Here is a 24450-nt window from a genome sequence, read left to right on the forward strand (position 1 = left end):
CCTCTGCCGCAACTTGGTTGTCCCCACACGAGCGTGCGGCCCCCGTTGCGAACCGGCCTCCCTGCAGGCGCCCCCGCCAAGAAATCTCCAAGCCTTCTCGACGCCGTTCGCTATCAGCTTCCGCGTTCCATCGTCGCCTTGAGCTGGCGGACCGCTTTGGCCGACTCCTCCTCGATCTGTTGCCGCAAGGTCACCGCATTGAGGAACGCGAACAGCAAGCTGTGCGCGCCGTATTCGAAGGTCCGCACGAAACGCGTGCCGCCGCCATTGTTCGGCGCGACCGAGTAGCTCACGATGCCGGCGTCGCGTCCGTTGATCTGGCCGGCGATGCGCCAGAGGCGGTCGGGCTCGCGCTCGGTGACGCGCCAGGTCGCGCGTCCGCGCCGCCCTGCGACCTGGAAATCCTCGTCCACGGTCTCGCCGACATTCAACGAATGGCCCGCATCGCCGCTCACGGCCAGCGAGGACGGGTGCCATAGCGGCCAGTTGGCAGGCGTCGTGACGTAGGCGTAGACATCCGCCGGTGACCGCGCGATGTCGGCCTCGTGCACGATCCGGGTGGTGCCTGCGGGCATCGGCACGAACAGGGCCCCGGCCAGCACCGCCAGCCCCAAGCCGACGCCGAGCCACCGTTTCAATGCACGAGATGTCGAGCGTTCCATCGTTGACCTCCAGACGGACACGGCGCACGAGCTGCGGAATCGCCTCCGCGCCGCCAAGTCGCTTGCCATGACGACATTCGCATTCTGTTCCTGTCGTATCTGCATCGCAGTGAGCTCTTGAGTCGATGTGGCTTTGCCATCTCGACTCAATCCCCCCGCGGGGGGCGGGCGGGGCGCAGCCCGGCCCTGGGGGCTCTCTTGACTCGATGTGGCTTTGCCATCTCGACTCAATCCCCCCGCAGGGGCGGGCTGGGCATGGCCCGGTGCTCGGGGCTCTTCAACGACAGAAAACCGGCCTCGCGGGCGCGCTTCTTGCGCGGGCAGCGGCTAACATTCACACCCTGAGGGCGTTGCCTGTGTCGGGATTTCGTCCCGACTGGCTGGCCCGGACGAGGACTTGGATCTTGGGCACCGACAACGCATTCGCCGAACTGGGTTTGGCACCTGACGCGACCGACAGCGAGGTCAAGGCGGCCTGGCGCCGGCTGGTCTCGCAGTGGCACCCTGACCGCAACAGCAGCGCCGACGCGGTGGCCCGCATGCAGCGCATCAACCGGGCGTTCGAGGAGATCCGCAATGCCGGCCCGCGCACCGCGCCCGCCGCTCGCGCTGCCTCTACAGCCGAAAGCGCCAAGCCCAGGAAGCCCGCGCAGGAGTCCGCACGCGCTTCGGCGGCGGACGCCAGCCAGGCGAGCCAGCGTGCGCATGGCAATGCATCGGCGGGCCATGCGTCGTCTGGTCATGCATCGTCTGGCAGGGCCTCCAGCCACGCGTCCGGCAATCCATCCGACAACCCATCCGGCCATGCCGCCGGCAACGCCGCCCACCACGCCGCGGACAACGCGGCCGATCCAGGCCCGAATCGCCGCCCCATCTACCGCAAGGTCAAGCTCACGCTGGAAGAAGCCGCCATCGGCTGCATCAAGGTCATGCAGGGCAAGATCACCGAGACCTGCACGGTCTGCGCCGGTGCGGGGCACCAGGTGCTCGGCGGCAACTGCGCCCAGTGCGGCGGCTCGGGCGCGACGGCCAAGCGCTCCTTCTTCGGCTGGCCCACCGGCTACTACGAATGCACCGCCTGCCTCGGCGGCGGCATCGCGCGGCGGCCCTGCAAGGCCTGCGCGGGCGTCGGCAAGGCGACGCCGCAGCCGTACAAGGTGGGCGTGCGCATCCCGGCCGGCGTGCGGCCCGGCGACCTGCTGCATGTCGACGCACGGCGTGCCAGCAAGGCCAGTCCGCCGGCCGACCTGGAGATTCGCGTCGAATTCGCGGAGCACGATTTCTTCAAGCTCGAAGACGACGGCACCATCCACTGCGAAATCCCGGTCGACGGCTTCGCATGGATCGCCAACCGCGTGATCCAGGTGCCCACCGTGGCTGGCCTGCAGTCGCTCAAGCTCAAGCGCGACCAGGTGGCCTACCGCCTCAAGGGCCATGGCTTTCCGGTGTCGCGCGGCGGCCCGCGCGGTGACCAGCAGGTGACGGTGCAACCGATCTTCCCGGACCATCTCACCGCCGACCAGGAGATCCTGCTCGACCAGCTGCTGGCGACCACATCCGGCGACGGCGGCACCTCCGACAAGCGCCTGCGTGCCTGGAACAGCGGCTTGCGCGCGTGGGAGCGCGAGATGTCGAAGCGCGCCTCCTAGTCCACTGAATCACTGAAACCGTATCGGTGCTGTCCAACCGATACGGGCGCACTGCGGCGTTGCAAATGCTCGCGATGTCTGTGGCTATCGCTGCGCTTTGCGCCTTGCATCGCATCCCGTCTCGGGCGTCCCTCACCGCCCATTTCAATGATTCGGCGGACCGGGCCAACCCCGCATTCAGTCCTGCCTAAGCTGGCCGGTTCATTCTTCCCTCCATGGCGTCCACGAAAGCGTCGGTGGCACCAGGGTGATGGAAGGCTTGATGCATGTCCATACCCAAACCGGGCGCGAACCATCAGGGGAATCAAAATGAATGCACGCAACTTCCATCTGGCACCGGTCGCCGTCGCGACGGTGGTCGGCTTCACGATGTTCGGCCAGGCGGCCCTCGCGCAAGCGCCGCAAGCCAAGCCTGCGGAGATGACCAAGTCCGCCGAGATGGCCAAGGCACCGACGGCCGAGCAGGCGCTGATGAAGGTCTCGCAGGACGGCTACATGGCGGTGCGTGCCGCGCGCGGTGCACGCATGGACATCTTCAACGGCAACATCAAGGGCGCCACCGACCTCTTGGCCAGGGCGAATGCGTCGCTGACCGCAGCGAAGAAGGATGCGCCGATGTTCATCGTCGAGGTCAAGACCGGCATGGACGGCAAGGTCGTCAAGGACACCACCTCGGTCGACCGTGCCAACCTCGTTCCCATCGATGGCCAGATCGTGCTGGCCGACAACTACATCGACACGCCGGCCAAGCGTGCGCACATCGACAAGGCCAACGAGCACTTCTCGAAGGGCCGCGCCAAGGAAGGCCGCGATGAACTGCGCCTGGCCGAAGTGGACGCCGCCTTCACCCGTGTGCTGATGCCGATCGACGCGACCGCGAAGAACGTCGCGGAGGCCACTCGGCTGCTGGGCGAGAAGAAGTACTACGAGGCCAACCTCGCGCTCAAGGCGGTCGAGGACGGCTTGCGCATCGACACGGTGGCGCTGAGCGAACCGGTGAAGGCCGCGAGCCCGAAGGGTTGAACGGCACGCGCGCCTGGAGGCGGGCGCGATGTCGTCGTGCGAGGCCGCCGCCTCGCACTACAGTGCGCGCATGAAAGACACGCGATTCCTCGTCCTCTCCGCCGCGCTGCTGGCGGGCATGCTGGCGCCGCTCGCCGCCGCTGCGCAACCCGCCGCCGTCGAGTACCGGGCCGACGCCTCCTGGCTCTGCCGCCCCGGCCGCACCGACGCCTGCAGCCGCGACCAGACGGCCACGCGTGTCGAGGCCGACGGCACGCTCACCGTCGAGCCCTTCAAGCCCGCCGACACGCCACAGGTCGATTGCTTCTACGTCTACCCCACCGTCAGTCGCCAGCGCGCAATGAACAGCTCACTCGACGCGAGCGCTGCAGAACGCGAGGTGGTCCATCAACAGTTCGCGCGCTTCGCCTCGCGCTGCAGGCTCTTTGCGCCGCTGTACCGACAGATGACGCTGCACGCGTTGATGACCCCCGCCGCCAGCCGCAACTTCGCGGCCGAGGGCGACTTGGCCTACGGCGATGTCAAGGCCGCATGGAATGACTACCTGGCCCGCGACAACCAGGGCCGCGGTTTCGTGCTGATCGGCCACAGCCAGGGCGCGCGCTGGCTCACGCGCCTGATCCGCGAGGAGATCGATGGCCAGCCGGTGCAGTCGAGCATGGTGTCGGCGCTGCTGATGGGCAGCAACCTGGCAGTGCCGAAGGGCGCTGATGTGGGCGGCGCTTTCAAGAACGTGCCGCTGTGCCGCAAGGCCGGACAGACCGGCTGCGTGGTGGCCTATGCGAGCTTTCGGGCCAATGCGCCACCGCCCGCACAGACCCTGTTCGGCCGGGTCGCCGAGCCGGGGCAATCCGCGGCCTGCGTGAACCCCGCGGCGCTGGCGGGCGGCGAGGGCGCGCTGATGCCGTACTTCAGCAGCGGCAACACCGACATCGTCGGCATGCCGTCGCGCATCGCGTCATGGCTGAAGAACGGGCAGAAGATCGACACCCCCTTCGTGACCACGCCCGGCCTGCTCACGGCCGAATGCGTGTCCAACGAGCAGGGCGACTACCTGGCCGTCACGACGCATGCGAGCGCCGCCGAACAGCGCATCGACCACATCGCGGGCGACGTCACGGTCGGGGGTGTGGTGCTCAAGGCCTGGGGGCTGCATCTGGTCGATGTGCACCTTGCGATGGGCAATCTGCTGTCGCTGGTGGACCAGCAGACCGCCGCGTTCCTCGAACGGCGTTGAATCAGGTGTTCTTCACGTAAGGGTTGCTGCGCCGCTCGCGGCCGAAGCTGCTCTCCGGGCCATGCCCCGGAATGAACACGGTTGCGTCGCCCATCGGCCACAGCCGCTGCGTGATGCTGTCGATGAGTTGCTGGTGATTGCCTTGCGGAAAGTCGGTGCGGCCGATGCTGCCTGCAAAGAGCACGTCGCCGACGAAGGCGCGCTGCGCGCTCGCCGAATGGAACACCACGTGGCCCGGCGTGTGGCCCGGGCAATGGCGCACCGACAGCGTCTCTTCGCCGAGGGTCACGCTGTCGCCATCGGCCAGCCAGCGCGTCGGCACGAAGGGCTCGGCTGGCGGAAAGCCGAACATGCGGCTTTGTTGCGCGAGGCCGTCGATCCAGAACTGGTCGCCGGGATGCGGGCCGACGATGGGCAGCGCGAGCTTGCGCGCGAGTTCGCCGGTGCCGCCGGCGTGGTCGATGTGCGCGTGGGTGAGCCAGATCTGCTCGAGCGAAACGCCGAGCTTGTCGATGGCGGCCAGCAGCCGGTCGAGATCGCCGCCGGGGTCGATGATCGCGGCCTTCTTCGTGGCGTCGCACCACACGATGGAACAGTTCTGCTGGAACGGGGTGACGGGGACGGTCTGGTAGCGGAGCATGCAGCGATCGTAAATGCTCGCTCGCCGCGGGTGGCGCCGATCAAGCCTGCCGCAAGGCCGCACGCCACCGCTCCGCGGAGGACTTGAGCCGCGGCACTTCAGGCCACGAGTTCGTAGACAACGAAGCAGAGGATTGCCGCGCCAATCCCGCCCGTGATCCATGCGCGCTTGCGCAGTGCCGCGAGCGCGCCTTGCCCGGGGCGGTCCGACACCAGGAAGGGCCGGTCGCCATGGCCCTTCCACACGACGCGTGCATCCGGCGGCAGCACGGGCGGTGCCGCATCGCGAGAGGCACGCGGCCGCATGCGCGCCGTGCCGATCCCGGTGAGCATGTCGATGAAGCCGATGAACACCGCCAGCACGATGCGCATGAATGCGGGCGCAGCCGCCACGACATTGCGCCGCCATGCGCCCGTGCGGATCGCGTCGACGATGCGCTCCAGCCGGCCAGGCGCCAGCGACGCCGGCACATTGCGGCGCAGGTCGAGCGTGCCGATCACGTAGAGCGTGGCGCCGACCTCCACGCACTCCTCGGTCACGCGCAGCCGCTGCCCGCCATGCCACGGGAAGCCCAGCGTGTCGAGCAGCGCGATGCCGCGCGGCGGCAGCGTGTCCTTGTCGGACTCCCAACTGCGCAGGTCCAGCAGCAGTTCCGCGCCGTTGAGCCACACGGTCGCGGTGCCGGTCTCGTCGCCGATGTCGATCGACTCGACGCTGCCGCCGTGGCGCGAGGCCACGCGTCGCCAGCCGCCGCTGTCTTCGCTGTCGCTCTCGTACCAGACCCACGCCGCCACGTCCCACCAGGCGCACGCGCGGCCGGTGATGGCAGCGCGGGTCGGCGTGGCGGTCTCGGCGGGCGCCTCGATATGCACCAGTCCCACGCGCGCGCGACCGACCTTCGCCGCCGCCATGCCCTCCGCAGCCTTGCAATCGCCCAGCATGCGCAGGCCGCGGCGCAGCAGCCATCCGCCGCCCACGAGCCCCGCGGGAACCAGCACGAAGGGCGTGAGCAGCAGCGCGAGCAGCAGGATCGCCAGCACCAGCATGCCGAGCACGGCGACGACGATGCCGGCCACCTTGAGCCCGCTCCATTCCTGCGACTGCGTGCCCATGCGCTGCTGCGCTTCCTTCAGCGGCAGGCCTTCGCCGAGCCAGCGTGTGCCGAGGCGTTCGCGCACGGCGGCCAGGAGGGCATCGCGGTCGGCGCCGGGTGGGGGCAGGCGGCGCATGAAGGCAATTTCGACATCGTCCCTGCGCGTGAGCACCAGCCACTCCATCTGCGTCGGCACCCATTTCGGCAGGTCGGGCCCGCCGCGGCCGCCCATGCCTTGCATTGTGGCGGTGCTGCCCTCCTGGATGGTGCGCCAGCCCACCGTCGCGTTGTCGCCCGCGAGCGGATCGTCGGATTCGTAGAACAGCGCGTCGTCGGTGATCGTGTACGTCGAATGCGTCTCGCCAAGCGGCGTTTGCACCGTGAAAGTCCAGCGTTGGGCCATGCGTACTCCGTGCGGAATCGGCGTTGCGCATCATAGGCAGGCCTTGCGAAAACGTGCTGCCGGCCAACAGCCGCGCAGACTGGCACGCCGTTTGCATCGAGCCTTGTACACAAGACAGGATGCTTGATGATGGTGCATGACAAGGTCTCGCTCGCCGAGCCCGATTCGACGACGGATGCCACGCCGGCCGCGGCCTGGATTTCGCGCTTCAGCGCGCCGATGCAGGCGACGGGCCGGGGCGCGCTGGACGGCCTTCGATTCGCGATCAAGGACAACATCGACGCGGCAGGCGTCGAAACCACCGCCGGCTGCCCCGCTTTCGGGCGCACCGCGAAGCAGCATGCACACGTCGTGGGCCGCCTGCTCGATGCCGGTGCGAGCCTCGTCGGCAAGACCAACCTCGACCAGTTCGCCTGCGGCCTCAACGGCACGCGCTCGCCCTACGGCGCGGTGCCCAACAGCTTCGATGCGCGCTATGTGTCGGGCGGCTCCAGTTCGGGATCGGCGTATGTGGTCGCGACGGGGGAGGTCGACTTCGCGCTCGGCACCGACACGGCGGGTTCCGGCCGCGTGCCCGCCGGGCTCAACAACATCGTCGGGCTCAAGCCAAGCAAGGGCCTGATCAGCGCGCACGGCGTGGTGCCGGCCGCGCAGAGCGTGGACTGCGTTTCCATCTTCGCGCCGACGGTGGGCATGGCGGTGAAGGCGCTGCAGGCGGCGATGGGCCTCGATGCGAAAGACCCGTTCTCGCGGTCGCTGCAACTCAGGCGCATGCCGCTGCCGGCGCGCTTCAGCTTCGGGGTGCCGTCGCAGCTGGAGTTCTACAGTGACGCGCTCTCGGCGGAAGCCTTCGACGACGCCATCGAGCGCCTCGAATCGCTGGGAGGCCAGCGCGTGGCCATCGATTACGCACCGCTGGCCGAGGCCGCATCGCTGCTCTACGGCAGTGCATTGGTGGCCGAGCGCTACGCCGCGGTGCGCGAATTCTTCGACGCGCACGAGGACGAGGTGATCGAGCCGGTGCGCAGCATCCTCGCCGGCGGCCGCGACTTCAGCGCCGCCGACCTCTACGACGCGCAGGTGAAGCTGCGTGCGCTCCGCCAGCGCGTCGCACCGATGTGGAACAACATCGACGTGCTGCTGGTGCCGACCGCGCCCTGCCACTGCACCATCGAGGCAATGCGCGCCGATCCGGTCGAGCGCAATCGCGAGCTCGGCGCGTACACCAACTTCGTCAACCTGCTCGACTATGCGGCGCTGTCGGTGCCGAGCTCGATCCGGCCCGATGGGCTGCCCTTCGGCATCACGCTGATCGGCCCCTGCGCCAGCGACCTGCAACTGGCCGAGCTGGGGCAGCGCTTCCACCACGCGACCGGGCTCACCATCGGTGCGACCGGCCGCGCGCTGCCGCCGATGGTGCAACTGTTGCCTGCCAGCGCCGACACGGTGCGCGTCGCGGTCGTCGGTGCCCACTTGTCGGGCATGCCACTGAACGGTCAGTTGCGCGAACGCGGTGCGCGGCTGGTGCTGGAAACAGAAAGTTCGCCCGACTACCGCCTCTACGCATTGCCCGGCACGGTGCCACCCAAGCCCGGCATGTTGCGCGTCGCGCCCGGCACCGGCGCCCCGATCAAGCTGGAAGTGTGGGAACTGCCCTCTGCGCACTACGGCAGCTTCGTCGCACTCATTCCAGCGCCGCTCGGCATCGGCACGCTGACGCTGGCCGACGGCAGCAGCGTGCAGGGATTCGTCTGCGAGCCGCTGGCGCTCGAAGGCGCGGAAGACATCACCCATCACGGCGGCTGGCGCCGGTACATCGCATCGAGACAAGCCTCCGCAGGTTGATCCCTGCGTCCATCCGAATTCATTTCTGCAGGAGCTTCATCAATGCGCAACACCTCTCTCTCCACCTCGCGACGCAAGCTGCTGCAGGCCGGCGTTGCCGGACTCGGCGTGCTGGCCGCACCGGCCATCGTGCGCGCACAGGCGCCGACGAAGATCCGCATCGGCTACTGGCCCGTGGCCGCGGGGCTGCCCTTCTTCGCGGCCGTCGAGCGCGGCTATTTCAAGGAGGCCGGCGTCGATGTCGAGCCGCTGAAGTTCGCGGGTGCGCAGCAGGTCATGGAAGCGATGCTTTCGGGCCGCGGCGACGGCAGTTCCAACGGCACCGGCTCGGCCAACCTGGCCATCGGCGAGATCGCGCAGCCGGGGCTCTTCAAGATTTTCTGCACCAATCCGAGCAACGCGAAGTTCGTGCTCGACGAATTCATCGTCGCCAAGGACAGCCCGGTCAAGGTCACCGCCGACCTCGCAGGAAAGAAAGTCGCCTCCGGCCCCGGCATCCAGAACGTCACGCTGGCCAAGACCATGCTCGAACGCGCCGGCGCCAAGGGCGCGATGGTGAGTGAGTTGCCGATCGGCCAGCACATTGCCGCACTCGTCGCGGGCCAGGTCGACGCCTGCTACACGCTGGAGCCCACCGGCACCATCGGCCGCATGAATGGCACCACGCGCGTCATCGAGGCGGGCGTGGTGGCGAAGTACATCCTCGGCGATCCGATGGCGCCGTGGCACGGCGGCGCGGCCAGCCTCACCACCGAGTTCATCAAGAAGAACCCCGACGCGGCAAAGAAGTACATCGCTGCCTATGCGCGCGGCGTCGAGCTGGTGCGCACCAAGCCGGAAGAGGCGCGGCAGTACATGAAGGGCTACACCGCCATCGAGGGTCCGCTCACGGCCGAGGTGCCGCTGGCTTCATACATGCTGCACCACGAGTTCAAGCCGAGCGACGTGGCGTACTTCCAGAAGTTCTACGACCTGTTCACGGACAAGGGCATCTTCGAGAAGAAGGTCGCCGTGGACACGCTTCTCTACAAGGCATAGCCATGGCCGAGCCCGCCGCCACCGCCGCTGCCCCCTGGGCGCCGCCCGCTGCCACCGGCGCCGCCAGCGCCGTACCGAAGACGCCGCAATGGGAACGCTGGATTCCCGCCATCGGCCCCGTCGTGCTGTTCATCCTCTGGGACCTGGTGGTGCGGCTTGGCTTCATCAAGCCGATCCTGCTGCCTGCGCCGGCCGACACCGTGTTGACGCTCATCACCGGCCTGGCCGGCGGGCCGCTGCTTACCGACTTCGCGGTGACGGTGTGGCGCACGGTGCAGGCCTTCATCATCGCGGCCGTGATCGGCGTGCCGCTGGGCGTCCTGCTCGGCAGCAACGAGCGGCTCTATCGCAGCGTCGAGTTCCTCATCGACTTCTTTCGCTCCACGCCGTCGTCGGCGCTGATCCCGCTGTTCCTGCTGATCTTCGGCGTGTCGGACATCAACAAGATCGCGATCGCGGCCTTCGGCGCGTTCCTCATCGTCGTGTTCAACAGCGCCTATGGCGTGATCAACGCGCGCAAGCAGCGCGTGATGGCGGCGAAGGTGATGGGCGCATCGCGCTGGCAGGTGTTCAAGGACGTGCTGATCTGGGAGAGCCTGCAGCCTTCCTTCGTCGGCCTGCGCTCCGCGGTGTCGATGGCGCTGGTGATCGTCATCGTGGCGGAGATGTTCATCGGCTCCGACGCGGGCCTCGGCCACCGCATCATCGATGCGCAGCAGGTGCTCAACGTCAAGAGCATGTACGCCGCGATCCTCGCGGCGGGCGCGCTGGGTTACGCGCTCAACATCCTGTTCCTCGTCGCCGAGCGGCGCATCGTGCACTGGAGCGGAAGATGAGAGCCACCTCCGACGTCGTCCTCAACGGCCCGGTGTACGCCGATGTGCCCAAGCCCGTGTTCGTGCCCGGACCGACCGGCACGCACATCACCATCCGTGGCCTGACCAAGTACTTCGCGGGCTGGCCGCTCTACGAGAACTTCGACCTCGACATTCCCAAGAACGCCATCGTCTCGGTGTTCGGCCCCAACGGCTGCGGCAAGAGCACGCTGATCAACATGATCGCGGGCCTGATCCCGATCGACGCGGGTGAGATCCTGTTCGACGGCAAGTCGCTCAAGGACACCAAGATCGGCTACGTGTTCCAGAACTACCGCGAGGCGATGTTCCCGTGGATGCGCACCATCGACAACATCGCCTACCCGTTGAAGCTGGAAGGCCGCAGCAAGGCCGAGGTGGATCGCCGCATGGCGGAACTCGTCGCGTCCTTCGACGTGAAGTTCGACCTGAACCGCTACCCCTACGAACTCTCCGGCGGGCAGCAGCAGACCGCGTCGATCATGCGGGCGCTCGCGCCGAATCCCGAGGTGCTGTTCCTCGACGAACCCTTCTCCGCGCTCGACTTCGAGATGACGCTGTTCATCCGCGAGAAGCTGCAGGAGGTGTTCATCCAGACCGGCACCACGATGCTGCTGGTGTCGCATGACCTGGAGGAGGCGGTGTACCTCGCCGACCAGGTGCTGCTGCTGACCAAGCGGCCGACCAAGGTGGCCGAGATCCTGCGCTACGGCGACGCGCGCCCGCGCACGCTCGACACGCTGAGTTCGCAGAGCTTCGTCGCGATGAAGAAGCTGAGCCTGGACATCTTCCAGCGCGAGGTGCGGCGATGAAAGACTTCTCTCCCAGGATCCGCGCACTTTGTGTCGCTCCTCCAACCCCCTCGCCGGGGGCATCACCAGCGGCCCGGCAAAGCCGGTTCCGCGGTGTTCCACGAAGGGAAGCGCAATGACGCCAGCAGAGGTATCGAACTACGTTGACGCGGCTTCGGCCGCGCTCGGCATCCGTCTGCGGCAGGATCATCGGCCCGGTGTGCTGCGCTACTTCACGCTGGCCTCCGAGTTCGCCACGATCATCGATGCGGTGCCGCTGCAGCCGCATGACGAGGCTGCGACCACGTTCACGCCGGTCGAGCCGCGGGAGGCCGAGGAATGAGTGCAACGCCGGGCCGCCCCAAGCAAGCTCGTGCCCCTTCGGGGGACCGCGAGGACACGAAGTGCCCAACGTGGGGGCTGACATGAGCGCCGCGCCAGGTCGCCCCACGCTGACTCGCGTTGCCTTGGCGGGGCAGCGAGGACACGAAATGGCGAGCACGGGGGGCGCGATCAGCGCCGTCTCCGATCGCCCCCACTCGCCGCCGGCGAACCCCGACGCTCTGCTCGCCCAGGACGCAGCCGCAATGGCCGAGGCAGTGCGCAGCGGCGCCACCACCGCCACCGCACTGGTACAAGCCAGCCTCGACCGCATCGCAGCCACCGACAAGCGCATCAACGCCTTCACCGACGTCGTGGCCGAGCGCGCGTTGCGTCGCGCCGCCCAGGCCGATGCATCGCTCGCTTCGGCGACAGGCGACCGCACGCGCGCGCTGCCCTTGCTCGGCGTGCCCTTCGCCGTCAAGAACCTGTTCGACGTCGCCGGCCTCCCGACGCTGGCCGGCTCGAAGATCGAGCGCGGCACCGCCCCCGCCGTGCGCGACGGCCTGCTGGTGCACCGCCTCGAAGCCGCAGGCGCGGTGCTGGTCGGCGCGCTCAACATGGACGAGTACGCCTACGGCTTCACGACCGAGAACAGCCACGTCGGCCCCGCACACAACCCGCACGACTTGAAGCGCATCGCAGGCGGCTCTTCGGGCGGCTCCGGCGCCGCGGTGGCGGCCGGCCAGGTGCCGCTCACGCTCGGTTCCGACACCAACGGCTCCATCCGCGTGCCCTCGTCGCTGTGCGGCGTGTTCGGCCTCAAGCCCACCTTCGGCCGCCTGCCGCGCACCGGCAGCTATCCCTTCGTGTCGAGCCTCGATCACCTCGGTCCTTTCGCACGATCGGCGCGCGACCTCGCGCTCTGCTACGACGCGATGCAGGGCCCGGAAGGCGATGGCCCGCACGACCCCGGCTGCGCGCAACGCGCCATCGAAGCCGTGACGCCCTTGCTCACGCAGGGCACCACCGGTTTGCGCATCGGCGTGCTGACCGGCTACTTCCGCGAGCATGTGCAACCCGAGGCGATCCTGGCGGTGGACCGCGTGGCCGAAGCACTCGGTGCCACCCGCGGGGTCGAACTGCCGATGGTCGAGGCTGGCCGAGCCGCCGCTTTCCTCATCACCAATTCCGAAGGCGCCGCGCTGCACCTGCACGACCTGCGCACGCGCCCGCACGACTTCGAACCGCTCTCGCGCGACCGCTTCCTTGCCGGTGCGCTGCTGCCTGCCGCATGGGTCGCGCGTGCCCAGCGCGTGCGCCGTGCCTATGCCGAAGCGGTGGCCCGCGTTTTCGAGCGCTTCGACATCCTGCTCGCGGCCGCCACGCCCTGCGCCGCCACGCCCATCGGCGCCGAGTGGTTCGAACTCAACGGCAAGAAACTGCCGGTGCGTCCCAACATGGGGCTCCTGACCCAACCAATTTCGTGCATCGGCCTGCCGGTGTGCGCCGTTCCGGTGTGGGGCGCGCATGCGCACCTGCCGATCGGCGTGCAGGTGATCGGTGCGCCGTGGCGCGAGGACCACGTGCTGCGCGTGGCCGCTTCATTGGAGGCGGCGGGTGTCGTGCATGCGCCCGTGGCTGCGCTGAAGTAGCAAAAGCCCCGGTTGGTACGGTTTATGCACACCGTCTTGTATCCAAGACCGGATTCTTTCCAACTGATGGAGCCCCAACATGTCCCAACTGAACCGTCGCGATTCCCTCAAGACCCTCGCCGCGCTCGGCGCTGCCGGCACGCTCGGCGGCCTGAGCTCCTTGGCAAGCGCACAGAAGCCGCTGACCATCGGCGTCATCTACGTCGGCCCGCGTGACGACTACGGCTACAACCAGGCGCAGGCGCAGGCCGCGGCCGAGGTCAAGAAGATGCCCGGCCTGAAGGTGGTCGAGGAAGAGAACGTGCCCGAGACCGCGGCCGTGCAGAAGACCATGACCGGCATGATTTCGCAGGACGGCGCCAAGGTGTTGTTCCCCACGTCCTTCGGCTACTTCGATCCGCACATCCTCGCGCTCGCGCCGAAGAACCCCGACGTGCGCTTCTCGCACTGCGGCGGCATGTGGACCGCCGGCAAGCACCCGACGAACGTCGGCAGCTACTTCGGCTACATCGACGAATGCCAGTACCTCAACGGCGTGATCGCCGGCCACATGACGAAGAGCAACAAGATCGCCTTCATCGCGGCCAAGCCGATCCCGCAGGTGCTGCGCAACATCAACGCCTTCACGCTGGGCGCGCGCTCGGTCAAGCCCGGCATCACCTGCAACGTGATCTTCACCGGCGACTGGTCGATGCCCGTGAAGGAGGCCGAAGCCACCAACAGCCTGGCCGACCAGGGCTGCGACGTCTTCACCATGCACGTCGACAGCCCGAAGGTCATCGTCGAGACCGCGGCCAAGCGCGGCAAGATGGTCTGCGGCTACCACGCGAGCCAGGCCAAGCTCGCACCGAACGCGTACCTCACCGGCGCCGAATGGAACTGGCTCACCGCCTACAAGACCATCATCGACGCGGCGCAGAACGGCAAGCCGCATCCCAACTTCCTGCGCGGCGGCCTGAAGGAAGGCTACGTGAAGATGTCGGCCTACGGCCCGATGGTCACCGACGCCGCGAAGAAGCAGGCCGACGACATCAAGGCCAAGATGATCGAAGGCAAGTTCGACATCTTCACGGCCGGTCTCAAGGACGGCAAGGGCACGGTTGTCGTGCCGAAGACGCTGCAGCAGACCGACCTCGAACTGGAAAAAATGAACTACCTCGTCGAGGGCGTTCTTGGTTCCCTCTGAGCGATTCGCCATGCCCACCTGGTTGAAAGAAACAGCGCTGCCGGTGATCGCGATCTCAGCGGCATTGCTGGTGTTCGGCGTGCTGGTCTGGTTTGCCGGTGTGAGTCCGCTGGACGTCTGGTCCACGCTGTTCCAGGGCGCCTTCGGCAGCTGGTTCGCCTGGCAGAACACGTTGCAGCGCGCCGCGCCGCTGATGCTCACCGCACTGTGCGTGGCGATCCCGGCGCGCGCCGGCCTCATCATCATCGGCGGCGAAGGCGCGATGGTGCTGGGCGGCCTGGCCTGCGCCGCGCTGGCCTGGGCCATGCCGCTGCCGGCCAACATCATCGGCACCGTGATGGTCTGCATTGCCGGCGCCATCGCCGGCGCGCTGTGGATCATGCTGGCCGGCTGGCTGCGCCAGTACCGCGGCATCAACGAAACCATCAGCAGCCTGCTGCTGGCCTACATCGCGATCGGCATCTTCAAGCACATCGTCGAAGGGCCGCTGCGCGATCCGTCGAGCTTGAACAAGCCGTCGACCTATCCGTTGAATGAAGGCGTGCTGATCGGTGGCATGTTCGGATCCGACGTGCATTGGGGGCTGGCCATCGGCGTGGTGGCTTGCGTTGCGCTGGGGCTGTGGCTGCGCGTCACGGCCTCGGGCTTCTCGGTGCGCGTGGTGGGTGGCAATCCGCGCACCGCGCAACTGGTCGGCCTGCCCGCGACGCAACTGATCCTTGGCGCGTGCGCCGTCGGTGGCGCCTGCGCGGGCTTGGCCGGCGCGGTGGAAGTGGCGGCGGTGCACACCAATGCCAACGCCTCGCTGATCGCAGGCTACGGCTACGCGGGCATCCTGGTCGCGTTCATCGCGCGGCACAACCCGCTCGCCATCATCCCGGTGGCGATCCTGTTCGGCGGCTTCGGCGCAGCCGGCAGCTTGCTGCAGCGTCGCCTCGGCTTGCCCGATGCGTCGGTTCAGGTGCTGCAGGGCATCGCCTTCGTGCTGATCCTCGCGAGCGAAGGCTTGCGTCTGGTGGATTGGAAGAACCTGATCAGGAACCGCATGCCGCATCCGATGCAGCCGAAGCTGTTGAAGGGGAGCGCATGACCGCCCCAGGCAAGGCCTCACCACGCTGCGTGATACGGAGGGATTCAAATGACCGCTGACCAATGGATCGCGCTGATCGCCGGCATCGTTGGCGGCGCTCTTCGCGTGGGTGCACCCTTCCTGTTCGTGAGCCTCGGCGAATGCCTCACCGAGAAATCGGGCCGCATCAACCTCGGCCTGGAAGGCGTGCTGGTGCTGTCGGCCATGTCGGCCTTCGGTGGCGCGTACCTCACTGCGTCGCCCTGGCTTGGCGTGCTCATCGGCGCGGCGGCCGGCGCGGCGCTGGCGTTGCTGCATGGCCTGCTGTGCTCGCTGGACCGCGTCAACGACGTGGCGACCGGCATCGCGCTGATGCTGTTCGGCACGGGCCTCGCGTTTTACCTCGGCAAGCCGCTGATCCAGCCGCAGGCGCCGCAGATCCCGGCGATTCCGCTCGGCGACTGGAGCGACAACTCGGCCGTGCGTGCCGCGCTGCAAGTGAATGCGCTGGTGCCGATCGGCCTGGTGCTCGCGGTGTTCCTCTGGTGGGCCTTCGCGCGCACACGGGCCGGGCTGCTGGTGCGCATGGCGGGCGACTCGGCCAATGCGACGCGGGCGCTGGGCTATTCGGTGTCGGGCATCCGCATCGCGGCCACGACCGCCGGCGGCGCGATCGCCGGCCTGGGCGGCGCATCGCTCACGCTGTTCTATCCGGGCAGCTGGAGCGAAGGCATCTCCAGCGGTCAGGGCCTGATCGCCGTGGCTCTCGTGATCTTCGCGCGCTGGAGTCCGCTGCGTTGCGTGGTTGCGGCCCTGCTGTTCGGCGGCGCGGGCGCGCTCGGGCCGGCGCTGCAGTCGGTCGGCGTGGGCTGGGGCTATCACCTGTTCAACACCGTCCCCTATGTGCTGACGCTGGTAATCCTGGTGCTGACCTGCAAGCCGGGCAGCGTGGCCATTGGCAGCCCCGGCGAACTCTCTTCGACGAGATAGGCCTGTCCGATGCTTGCCCAATTCGTGTTGCCCCATTCGCTTCGAATGAGGCTCGGAACGAATCGCATGGAGTCCAGTCCATGAGCGGCCTCGGCGGTCTCAACAAGTCGGCGAACGGCGTCGTCATCGGCCTGGTGCAGCTGCAACTGCCGGTGGTGCGCACGCCCGATGAACTCGCGGCGCAGACGCGGCGCATCGTCGACCTGGTCGGCAAGGCGCGGCGCAACCAGGGCACGATGGACCTCGTCGTGTTCCCCGAATATTCGCTGCACGGCCTGTCGATGGACACCTCGCCCGACATCATGTGCACGCTCGATGGCCCCGAGGTCGCCGCATTCCGCAAGGCCTGCATCGACAACACCATCTGGGGCTGCTTCTCGATCATGGAAGCCAACCCCGATGGCAACCCGTACAACAGCGGGCTCATCATCGACGACACGGGCGCGATCCGCCTCTACTACCGCAAGATGCATCCGTGGGTTCCGGTCGAACCCTGGGAGCCCGGCAACATCGGCGTGCCGGTATGCGACGGCCCCAACGGCAGCAAGCTCGCCTTGATCATCTGCCACGACGGCATGCTGCCCGAGATGGCGCGCGAGGCAGCCTACAAGGGCGCCGAGATCATCATCCGCACAGCAGGCTACACCGCACCGATCCGCCACGCGTGGCGGATCACCAACCAGGCCAACGCCTTCTGCAACCTCGCCTACACCGCCAGCGTCTGCATGTGCGGCAGCGACGGCACCTTCGACTCGATGGGCGAAGGGATGTTCTGCAGCTTCGACGGCACGGTCATGGTCGAAGGCGGCGGCCGCGTCGACGAGATCATCACCTGCGAACTGCGTCCCGACCTGGTGCGCGAGGCGCGTACCGGCTGGGGCGTGGAAAACAACATCTACCAGCTCTACCACCGCGGCTACGTCGCGGTGAAGGGCGGCGCACAGGACTTCCCGTACACCTACATGCAGGACATGGCGACGGGCAACTACAAGCTGCCGTGGAGCGACAAGGTGCAAGTGGTCGACGGCACGAGTTGCGGCTTCACCGCGCCGGTGCGGGCCTACAAGGGCATCGAGTCGCATCCCCTGGTGCCCCACATCCCCGCCATGGCCCCCCGCGAACCCGACGAACTGACGACACCCGCATGAACGCCATCACCGCAATCCACACAGCACGGCACGTCAACGCACAGCCGTATGCCTGGCCCTGGAACGGCGACCTGCGCCCCGACAACACCGCGCTCATCGTCATCGACATGCAGACCGACTTCTGCGGCAAGGGCGGCTACGTCGACGTGATGGGCTACGACTTGTCGCTGGTGCAGGCGCCCATCGAACCCATCGCGCGCACCCTCGCGGCCTTGCGACCGCTGGGCTACACCATCATCCACACGCGCGAAGGCCATCGCCCCGACCTGGCCGACCTGCCCGCCAACAAGCGCTGGCGCTCGCGCCAGATCGGCGCGAACGGCGTGGGCATCGGCGACGACGGCCCCTGCGGTCGCATCCTCGTGCGTGGCGAACCCGGCTGGGACATCATCCCCGCGCTCGCACCATTGCCCGGCGAAGTCGTCATCGACAAGCCCGGCAAGGGCTCGTTCTACGCCACGGACCTGGAACTGGTCCTGCGCACGCGCGGCATCGAGAACCTGATCCTCGCCGGCATCACCACCGACGTCTGCGTGCACACCACCATGCGCGACGCCAACGACCGCGGCTTCGAATGCCTGCTGCTGTCGGACTGCACCGCGGCCACCGACCACGGCAACCACCTGGCCGCACTCAAGATGATCACCATGCAGGGCGGCGTGTTCGGCGCACATGCCGATTCCGCCGCGCTGCTGGCCGCCGTCGCGTGAACGACATCCGACCTGAAGGACACCATGGCTGACGACATCCCCACCCAACCCATCGGCGCCTTGCCCCGCAACACCGGTGCACTCGCGCTCGACACCTTCCAGCTCACCAAGCGCTTCGGCGCCTTCACCGCGATGGACAGCGTGACCATGCGCGTCGAGCCCGGGACAGTGCATGCGCTGCTCGGCGAGAACGGCGCGGGCAAGAGCACGCTGGTGAAGTGCGTGGCCGGCTTCCAGGTTGCGGAGGAGGGCGCGGTGCTGATCGATGGCCGCGAGGAGCACATCAGCAACCCGATCATCGCGCGCGAGCTCGGCATCGGCATGGTCTACCAGCACTTCACGCTGGCGCCGGGCATGACGGTGGCCGAGAACCTGCTGCTCGCCGGCGGCAAGACCCCTGCATTGATCGACTGGAAGCAGAAGCGCGCCGAGCTGAAGGAGTTCCTCGCAACCACGCCCTTCACCCTCGACCTCGACGTGACGCCATCCTCGCTCGCGGCCGGCGAGAAGCAGAAGCTCGAACTGCTCAAGCAGCTCTACCTGAAGCCCCGCCTGCTGATCCTCGACGAGCCCACCTCGGTGCTCACGCCGCAGGAAGCCGACGAAGTGCTGGGCCATGTACGTGAGTTCGCGCGCAGCGGCCAGTGCACGGTCTTGATCATCACGCACAAGTTCCGCGAGGTAATGGCCTACGCCGACAACGTGACGGTCCTGCGCCGTGGCAAGGCCGTCAAGCACTGCAGCGTCGCCGAGACCAGTCCCAAGCAACTCGCCGCCGCGATGATGGGCGAGAGCGACGCGCCACCCCCCGAACTGGCCCTCGGCGACGACGGCGAGAAGGCCGCCCTCACCGGCCGCGCGATCCACGGCGTCAAGCCCGTGGCCGCCGATGCCGCGATCTCCTTGAGCGTCGACAAGCTGGTGGCTCAAGGCGACCGCGGCACGCTCGCGGTGCACGAGCTGAGCCTGCAAGTGCGCGCCGGCGAGATCCTCGGCGTGGCGGGCGTCTCAGGCAACGGCCAGCGCGAACTGGTCGAGGCACTCGTCGGCCAGCGCCCGCGCCTCTCAGGCAAGGTGACGGTCAATGGCCAGCGCTATGACGCGAAGCGCGAGGAGAACCGAAGACTCAAGGTCCGCAGCCTGCCGGAAGAGCCGTTGCGCAACGCCTGTGTCGGCGACCTCAGCGTGGCCGAGAACATGGCCCTGCGCGACTTCGACCAGGCCCCGCTGGCCAGCGGCGGCCTGTTGCGCTTCCCCAAGTGGCGAAGCCGTGCGCGCGAATGGATCACCGAATACGGCGTGAAGACGCAAGGCGAGGGCGCGCCGATCCGCAGCCTTTCCGGCGGCAACGTGCAGCGCGCCGTGCTGGCCCGTGAACTCGCGGGAGACATCAACGTGCTGATCGCCGCGAACCCGGTCTTCGGCCTCGACTTCGCCGCCGTCGCCGAGATCCACACCCGCATCGTGCAAGTGCGAGAGAAGGGTGGCGCGGTGCTGCTGATCAGCGAGGACATCGACGAACTGCTGGAACTCGCCGACCGCATCGTCGTGATGAGCGAGGGCCGCATCGTCTACGAGACGGATGCGGCTACGGCGGAGCGGCATGTGCTGGGTGCGCATATGGGGGGAGGGGAGCACCATCATCATGGGGCGGTGGTGGTCGACGGCCCGGGCCCTCATCCCAGCAGCCCTCTCCCGGGGCCAGAGGGAGGCATTCAAATCCCAACGAGCGTGCCCACGGCGGTGGGTGGTATGCGAAGTGCTCCGGGAGCCGCCTCTGTGCCGCCGAAGCGCGCAGCGTTTGGCGGATCAGGGCCACATGCTGTTTGAGCGAAGCGAGTTCATGTGGACCCCGCCGAACGCGAGCACTGCAGGGGAGCCCCGAAGGGGCCGGCACAGTGAAGGCGCCCGGAGCACTTCGCATGCCGCCCGCCGACGCGCCCCAGACCTTCGCAGCACTTCGAAGAGTCACTGCACCTCAACCATTCGCACTTCGAATAGCCGCGTCCTGAACGCCCGAAGCCCGAACAAGCGCGCCTGACCACCCCAAAGGACCCCAGTGCAAATCGAAGCCGCCCCCTTCCCGTACCCCTTCGACGTCAGCAAGACCGCCTTCGTCATCATCGACATGCAGCGCGACTTCATCGAACCCGGCGGCTTTGGTGAAACCCTGGGCAACGACGTCAAGCTGCTGGAAGCCATCGTCCCCGCCACGCAAGCCGTGCTCGAAGCCTGGCGCCAGGCCGGCGGCCTCGTCGTCCACACCCGCGAGGCCCACCAGCCCGACCTCTCCGACTGCCCGCCCGCCAAACTCGGCCGCGGCAACCCCAAGCTGCGCATCGGCGACCAAGGCCCCATGGGCCGCATCCTCATCAAGGGCGAGCCCGGCAACCAGATCATCGACGCCCTCGCGCCCATCGACGGCGAGCTTGTCATCGACAAACCCGGCAAGGGCGCCTTCTACGCCACCGGCCTGCACGTGACCCTGAAGGAGCGCGGCATCACCCATCTCTTGTTCGCCGGCGTCACCACCGAAGTCTGCGTCCAGACCACGATGCGCGAAGCCAACGACCGCGGCTACGACAGCCTCCTGCTCGAAGACTGCACCGAAAGCTACTTTCCCGAATTCAAGGCCGCCGCCGTCGAGATGATCCGCGCCCAGGGCGCCATCGTCGGCTGGACCGCCCCCAGCAAATCATTGTTGGCCGCCCTGCGGAACCCCGCATGAGTACCCCGCTTCATGAGTACGAGCACATGAAACCGCGCCTCTCGTGCCATGGCGGCGTTGCAAATCCTCGATACCTACGGGTATCGCTGTGGTTTGCGCCTTGCCCTGACACGAAACGCATCGCTTTCATTTGTGCTCGTGCTCATGAAGCGGGGTACTGAGATCCCTCGATGACCGCCGTCTACGCCACCACCGCAGACACCGACGTCGTCGTGTTCCGCACACGCGCCGACGAGGTCTACGCGCAACTCAAGCGCGACATCGCCGAGTTCCGCATGGTCCCCGGCGATCGATTCACGGAAAACGAAATCAGCGAGCGCCTCGGCGTCTCGCGCACGCCCGTGCGGCAAGCCCTGTTCAGGCTGCAGCAGGAAGGCTTCGTCGAAGTGCTGTTTCGCAGCGGCTGGCGCGTGCTGCCCTTCGACTTCGACCAGTTCGAGCAACTCTACGATTTGCGCATGGTGCTCGAGACCACCGCCGTCCATCGCCTGTGCGAAACCGATCGCCGCATCAACCGCAAGATGCTCAGCGACCTGGCCGAGATCTGGCTGGCGCCGCAGGCGCAACGCAGTTCCGACAATACGCAGGTCGCGGAATGGGACGAAGCCTTCCACTGCGCACTGGTCGCCGCCGCCGGCAATGGCGAGATGACCCGCGTGCACCGCGACGTCACCGACCGCATCCGAATCATCCGCAGGCTCGACTTCACCATGCAGCCGCGCATCGAAGCCACCTACGACGAACACGCCAAGATCCTCAAGGCCATCCGCGCCAACCGAGGCGACCAGGCTGCGATGCTGCTGCGCGCGCACATCGAGACCAGCCAGGCCGAGGTGCGCAAGATCACCTTGCACCAGGTGCATCTCGCGCGTCACGCGGCAGGTTGAAATAACAACCGGGGGGCGCGATCCGCGCCACGCGTGCGCTCGGATGCCAGGGATACCGCGGAGCCGGCTTCGCCGGGCCGCTGCACTCGCCCCCATGAGGGACTGAGGGCCTCTCGGCTCCAAGCCTGCCTGCGCAGGACTTGGACGGCCTGCAAGAGCGGCCTGCAAGAGCAGCCGCCTTTGGCCGGCCGCCCGAGGCGCCGCAGGCGCTTCGGGGGAGGGCTTACTTCGGCGTCCCGCCCTGCTTCGGCGCCTTCCGCTTCGGATGGCGATCGTGACGCTTCTTCGCGCGAGCCTGGCCGGCGACAGCGGCCTTGTCCCTGCCCACGGCGTTGGTGTTGGCCGAATTCATGGAGTCGCCGACCGGCATCTTCACCTGGCCCTGCGGTTTCGCATCAGCCTTTTCTTGGGCCTTCTGTTGCGGCTTGCTGTCGGTGATCACCTGCTGCTGCGAGGAGCTTCCCGCGGGGTTCTGCGCGTAGGCGCCGGCTGCGAACAAGCCGGCGATCATGATCGCGAACACTTTTTTCATTGCTGTTTCCCTGATGTTTTTGGATGGTGCGCCTCGTGAAAAGACGCGCAGGGCGGGCCCCGCGCGTCAACGACCCGTCGAGGTCACCGGGTCATGTTCGAAAGCAATCTACTTGGCCGCTGCGGCCGGCGTCTTGCGCGCCGCACGCTTCTTGGCCGGCGTGCTCTTCTTGGCCGCCGGTGCCCGCTTGCGTGGCGCTGCCTTGACAGCGGCCTCAGTCGGCGCGGCCGCAGCCGGCGCGGTCGCCGTCGGCGCCGCCTCCGCCAGCCCGGCTGCCGCCGCCTTGAGTTCCTCGAACGCATCCCGCGTGTGGCGGGCCAGTTCCGTCAGGCGTGGCAGCGCGATGCCATTGCCAACGAAGCCGAAGTCCATCGACCCGGCATAGGACGACAGCGTGGCGTTCAAGCCCACCCCCGCGCCGATGGTCGAGATGGGGAACATGTTCGTCATGCGCGCCCCGTTCAGGTACAGCGGGGTGGCGCAGCCCGGCACGTTGGACAGCACGAAGTTCGCTGCCGGGCCGGAGGTCGTCACGCGCCGTTGCGAAAGCTGGGCCTCGGCCTCGGCCAGGCCGAAGGCGGCGATGCCGTAGAGCATGGCCGAGTCCTTCGAGAGCGTCTTCAACTCCGCCTTGGCTGCGGCCACGCCCTTCATCACCCGCTTCATCCGTTCAGCGGCCGAATCATCCACTTCGCCCAGTGGCGCGAAGATCGCCGAAACCTTGGTGGTCGCTTCCTTGTCGCCCGGTTCGCGCAACGAGACCGGGCACATCGCCACCAGCGGCTGGCTGGTCGACTGGCCGAGGTCCGCCAGGTAGCGATGCACGCCCGCGTCGACAACGGTCACCGCGACGTCGTTCAAGGTGCCACCGAAGGCCTTGCCGGCGGCGCGCATCTCGGCGAGCGGCAGGGACAGTGTCGCGATCGAGCGCGACATGTGGATCGGGCCGTTCATCGGCGTTCGCGGCGCCTGGAAGATCTGGTTGCCGCCCTTGAGGCCGCCCAGGATGCGGCCGAAGCCCTTCTTCAGCATGCCGACGTAGAGGTTGGCGATGGCGTTGCCTTGCTTCATTGCCCCGTCCCGCAAGGCCATTGCACGCTCGACCAGCGGCTTGGGCGCCTTGGGCCGCGGCGTGGACGACGCGAGCGCGAAAAAGGGCTCCATGCGCGTGGCCTTGGGGTCTTCGTTCAAGCTGCTCAAGAGCAGGTTGATGGCCGAGATGCCGTCGACGATGGCGTGGTGGATCTTCACGAAGAACGCGAAGGCGTTGCCCGGCAGGCCTTCGATGAGGTACAGGTCGAAGGCCGGACGGTTGCGGTCCATCGTGGTCTCGTGCAGGGTCTGCACCAGCCGCAACGTGTCGTCGTGGGTGGCGCCGGCCGGCAGGCAGATGTGATGCAGGTGGCGTTCCAGGTCGAAGTCGTTGACGGTCTTCCAGCTCGGCAGGCTGCTCAGGGAGAACTCGGACACATAGGTGAAGGGCGCCACCGGCCGGGCCTTGCGGTAGGCGTCGGCAATCTCGCGCACGACGTTGGCCCCGCCCGAGGCCGGCGGTTCGAAGGTCATGAGCGCGCTCACGTGCTTCGGGCTGTCGGCGGTCTCGGACAGAAGGAACATCAGGTCGAGCGGTGGAATCGTCTTGCTCATGGGTCTCGTCTCCTCTTTGCTGATTTGGTATTGGCAGTTGCGCATGGAATCCCGGGTGATGAGGGTACCCGGCACGACTGCCTCGGCGCCACGCAATTTCAGGCGATGTAGTCGAGCGTGTGCACCCACAGTATTGCGCAAAGCCGTTGCCACATTGGCGCCACATTTCGGCAAGGATCCATCGCCCGTGATCGACGAGACACGCGATGCGTGCCGGTCGGCCAGGCTTCCTGCGTTTGCGATACCGGCCGGCATTGGCCAAATGCCGGATGCCGAAACCACTTGATTTGTGGCAGATTCCAGCAGACCCTTGCCCAAACAACACCGTGTCGGGCGGCCATC

At 67.5% G+C, this 24450-nt stretch carries 22 protein-coding genes; 17 read left to right on the forward strand and 5 right to left on the reverse strand.

Going from position 1 to position 24450, the window contains the following annotated elements; all coding sequences use genetic code 11:
• Positions 1–113: 113 nt before the first annotated feature.
• The gene (locus WKW82_RS03215) at positions 114–662 is read right to left on the reverse strand and encodes an SRPBCC family protein (RefSeq protein ID WP_340340794.1); all 549 of its coding nucleotides are present in this window, start codon (positions 660–662) and stop codon (positions 114–116) included.
• 404 nt (positions 663–1066) lie between these two features.
• On the opposite strand from WKW82_RS03215, the gene WKW82_RS03220 reads away from it, so the two are divergent.
• The 3 genes from WKW82_RS03220 to WKW82_RS03230 all read left to right on the forward strand — a co-directional run bounded on the left by WKW82_RS03220 (position 1067) and on the right by WKW82_RS03230 (position 4571).
• Entirely contained in the window at positions 1067–2311 is a 1245-nt protein-coding gene (locus tag WKW82_RS03220; protein WP_340340795.1) for a DnaJ C-terminal domain-containing protein, read from the forward strand.
• Between the two features lie 309 nt (positions 2312–2620).
• On the forward strand, positions 2621–3334 hold the full coding sequence (locus WKW82_RS03225; RefSeq protein WP_340340796.1) for a YfdX family protein: 714 nt from the start codon (positions 2621–2623) through the stop codon (positions 3332–3334).
• Positions 3335–3404: 70 nt separating this feature from the next.
• Positions 3405–4571, forward strand: coding sequence for a DUF3089 domain-containing protein (locus WKW82_RS03230; protein ID WP_340340797.1), 1167 nt, complete (start codon positions 3405–3407; stop codon positions 4569–4571).
• Between the two features lies 1 nt (position 4572).
• Here the strand turns inward: WKW82_RS03230 and WKW82_RS03235 are convergent, their stop codons facing one another.
• Both WKW82_RS03235 and WKW82_RS03240 read right to left on the reverse strand, forming a co-directional pair.
• Positions 4573–5211, reverse strand: coding sequence for an MBL fold metallo-hydrolase (locus WKW82_RS03235; protein ID WP_340340798.1), 639 nt, complete (start codon positions 5209–5211; stop codon positions 4573–4575).
• Positions 5212–5309: 98 nt separating this feature from the next.
• Positions 5310–6707, reverse strand: coding sequence for a hypothetical protein (locus WKW82_RS03240; protein WP_340340799.1), 1398 nt, complete (start codon positions 6705–6707; stop codon positions 5310–5312).
• Between the two features lie 126 nt (positions 6708–6833).
• Here WKW82_RS03240 and atzF point away from each other — a divergent pair, with 126 nt between their 5' ends.
• The 14 genes from atzF to WKW82_RS03310 all read left to right on the forward strand — a co-directional run bounded on the left by atzF (position 6834) and on the right by WKW82_RS03310 (position 21929).
• Positions 6834–8552, forward strand: a complete 1719-nt coding sequence (atzF, locus tag WKW82_RS03245; RefSeq protein ID WP_422823396.1) for an allophanate hydrolase — start codon at positions 6834–6836, stop codon at positions 8550–8552.
• Between the two features lie 42 nt (positions 8553–8594).
• Positions 8595–9590 (forward strand): ABC transporter substrate-binding protein, encoded by a 996-nt coding sequence (locus WKW82_RS03250; RefSeq protein ID WP_340340800.1) that lies wholly within the window; start codon positions 8595–8597, stop codon positions 9588–9590.
• Positions 9591–9592: 2 nt separating this feature from the next.
• The gene (locus tag WKW82_RS03255; RefSeq protein ID WP_340340801.1) at positions 9593–10426 is read left to right on the forward strand and encodes an ABC transporter permease; all 834 of its coding nucleotides are present in this window, start codon (positions 9593–9595) and stop codon (positions 10424–10426) included.
• A complete protein-coding gene (locus tag WKW82_RS03260) occupies positions 10423–11256 on the forward strand; it encodes an ABC transporter ATP-binding protein (RefSeq protein WP_340338546.1) in 834 nt (277 codons plus the stop codon). The genes WKW82_RS03255 and WKW82_RS03260 overlap by 4 nt, the downstream gene beginning before the upstream one ends.
• 115 nt (positions 11257–11371) lie before the next feature.
• Positions 11372–11578: a DUF4089 domain-containing protein gene (locus WKW82_RS03265; protein WP_340340802.1), complete on the forward strand. Its 207-nt coding sequence runs from the start codon at positions 11372–11374 to the stop codon at positions 11576–11578.
• A gap of 148 nt (positions 11579–11726) precedes the next feature.
• The gene (locus WKW82_RS03270) at positions 11727–13211 is read left to right on the forward strand and encodes an AtzE family amidohydrolase (protein WP_340340803.1); all 1485 of its coding nucleotides are present in this window, start codon (positions 11727–11729) and stop codon (positions 13209–13211) included.
• Between the two features lie 79 nt (positions 13212–13290).
• Positions 13291–14397, forward strand: a complete 1107-nt coding sequence (locus WKW82_RS03275; RefSeq protein WP_340340804.1) for a BMP family ABC transporter substrate-binding protein — start codon at positions 13291–13293, stop codon at positions 14395–14397.
• A 10-nt stretch (positions 14398–14407) separates the two neighbouring features.
• Positions 14408–15487, forward strand: a complete 1080-nt coding sequence (locus tag WKW82_RS03280) for an ABC transporter permease (RefSeq protein WP_340340805.1) — start codon at positions 14408–14410, stop codon at positions 15485–15487.
• Between the two features lie 48 nt (positions 15488–15535).
• Entirely contained in the window at positions 15536–16456 is a 921-nt protein-coding gene (locus tag WKW82_RS03285; RefSeq protein WP_340340806.1) for an ABC transporter permease, read from the forward strand.
• 80 nt (positions 16457–16536) lie between these two features.
• Positions 16537–17604 carry a formamidase gene (locus tag WKW82_RS03290; protein ID WP_340340807.1) on the forward strand — a complete coding sequence of 356 codons (1068 nt, stop codon included), beginning with the start codon at positions 16537–16539 and terminating at the stop codon, positions 17602–17604.
• Positions 17601–18314, forward strand: a complete 714-nt coding sequence (biuH, locus tag WKW82_RS03295; RefSeq protein WP_340340808.1) for a biuret amidohydrolase — start codon at positions 17601–17603, stop codon at positions 18312–18314. The genes WKW82_RS03290 and biuH overlap by 4 nt, the downstream gene beginning before the upstream one ends.
• 24 nt (positions 18315–18338) lie before the next feature.
• Positions 18339–20144 (forward strand): ABC transporter ATP-binding protein, encoded by a 1806-nt coding sequence (locus tag WKW82_RS03300; RefSeq protein ID WP_340340809.1) that lies wholly within the window; start codon positions 18339–18341, stop codon positions 20142–20144.
• Positions 20145–20373: 229 nt separating this feature from the next.
• Complete coding sequence (locus tag WKW82_RS03305; RefSeq protein WP_340340810.1) at positions 20374–21042, forward strand: cysteine hydrolase family protein; 669 nt, start codon at positions 20374–20376, stop codon at positions 21040–21042.
• 170 nt (positions 21043–21212) lie between these two features.
• The gene (locus WKW82_RS03310) at positions 21213–21929 is read left to right on the forward strand and encodes a GntR family transcriptional regulator (RefSeq protein ID WP_340340811.1); all 717 of its coding nucleotides are present in this window, start codon (positions 21213–21215) and stop codon (positions 21927–21929) included.
• 223 nt (positions 21930–22152) lie between these two features.
• Here the strand turns inward: WKW82_RS03310 and WKW82_RS03315 are convergent, their stop codons facing one another.
• Positions 22153–22461: a cell envelope biogenesis protein TolA gene (locus tag WKW82_RS03315; protein ID WP_340340812.1), complete on the reverse strand. Its 309-nt coding sequence runs from the start codon at positions 22459–22461 to the stop codon at positions 22153–22155.
• Between the two features lie 108 nt (positions 22462–22569).
• A complete protein-coding gene (locus tag WKW82_RS03320) occupies positions 22570–24108 on the reverse strand; it encodes a wax ester/triacylglycerol synthase family O-acyltransferase (protein WP_340340813.1) in 1539 nt (512 codons plus the stop codon).
• Between the last annotated feature and the right edge of the window lie 342 nt (positions 24109–24450).

This window comes from Variovorax rhizosphaerae (genome assembly GCF_037889975.1).
In the GTDB taxonomy this organism is placed as follows: domain Bacteria; phylum Pseudomonadota; class Gammaproteobacteria; order Burkholderiales; family Burkholderiaceae_C; genus Variovorax; species Variovorax rhizosphaerae.

Coding starts and splice junctions, on each gene's coding strand:
- WKW82_RS03215 (WP_340340794.1), bottom strand. CDS start 662: ATGGAACGCTCGACATCTCGTGCATTGAAACGGTGGCTCGGCGTCGGC.
- WKW82_RS03225 (WP_340340796.1), top strand. CDS start 2,621: ATGAATGCACGCAACTTCCATCTGGCACCGGTCGCCGTCGCGACGGTG.
- WKW82_RS03230 (WP_340340797.1), top strand. CDS start 3,405: ATGAAAGACACGCGATTCCTCGTCCTCTCCGCCGCGCTGCTGGCGGGC.
- WKW82_RS03235 (WP_340340798.1), bottom strand. CDS start 5,211: ATGCTCCGCTACCAGACCGTCCCCGTCACCCCGTTCCAGCAGAACTGT.
- WKW82_RS03240 (WP_340340799.1), bottom strand. CDS start 6,707: ATGGCCCAACGCTGGACTTTCACGGTGCAAACGCCGCTTGGCGAGACG.
- atzF (WP_422823396.1), top strand. CDS start 6,834: ATGATGGTGCATGACAAGGTCTCGCTCGCCGAGCCCGATTCGACGACG.
- WKW82_RS03250 (WP_340340800.1), top strand. CDS start 8,595: ATGCGCAACACCTCTCTCTCCACCTCGCGACGCAAGCTGCTGCAGGCC.
- WKW82_RS03255 (WP_340340801.1), top strand. CDS start 9,593: ATGGCCGAGCCCGCCGCCACCGCCGCTGCCCCCTGGGCGCCGCCCGCT.
- WKW82_RS03260 (WP_340338546.1), top strand. CDS start 10,423: ATGAGAGCCACCTCCGACGTCGTCCTCAACGGCCCGGTGTACGCCGAT.
- WKW82_RS03265 (WP_340340802.1), top strand. CDS start 11,372: ATGACGCCAGCAGAGGTATCGAACTACGTTGACGCGGCTTCGGCCGCG.
- WKW82_RS03270 (WP_340340803.1), top strand. CDS start 11,727: ATGGCGAGCACGGGGGGCGCGATCAGCGCCGTCTCCGATCGCCCCCAC.
- WKW82_RS03275 (WP_340340804.1), top strand. CDS start 13,291: ATGTCCCAACTGAACCGTCGCGATTCCCTCAAGACCCTCGCCGCGCTC.
- WKW82_RS03280 (WP_340340805.1), top strand. CDS start 14,408: ATGCCCACCTGGTTGAAAGAAACAGCGCTGCCGGTGATCGCGATCTCA.
- WKW82_RS03285 (WP_340340806.1), top strand. CDS start 15,536: ATGACCGCTGACCAATGGATCGCGCTGATCGCCGGCATCGTTGGCGGC.
- WKW82_RS03290 (WP_340340807.1), top strand. CDS start 16,537: ATGAGCGGCCTCGGCGGTCTCAACAAGTCGGCGAACGGCGTCGTCATC.
- biuH (WP_340340808.1), top strand. CDS start 17,601: ATGAACGCCATCACCGCAATCCACACAGCACGGCACGTCAACGCACAG.
- WKW82_RS03300 (WP_340340809.1), top strand. CDS start 18,339: ATGGCTGACGACATCCCCACCCAACCCATCGGCGCCTTGCCCCGCAAC.
- WKW82_RS03310 (WP_340340811.1), top strand. CDS start 21,213: ATGACCGCCGTCTACGCCACCACCGCAGACACCGACGTCGTCGTGTTC.
- WKW82_RS03315 (WP_340340812.1), bottom strand. CDS start 22,461: ATGAAAAAAGTGTTCGCGATCATGATCGCCGGCTTGTTCGCAGCCGGC.
- WKW82_RS03320 (WP_340340813.1), bottom strand. CDS start 24,108: ATGAGCAAGACGATTCCACCGCTCGACCTGATGTTCCTTCTGTCCGAG.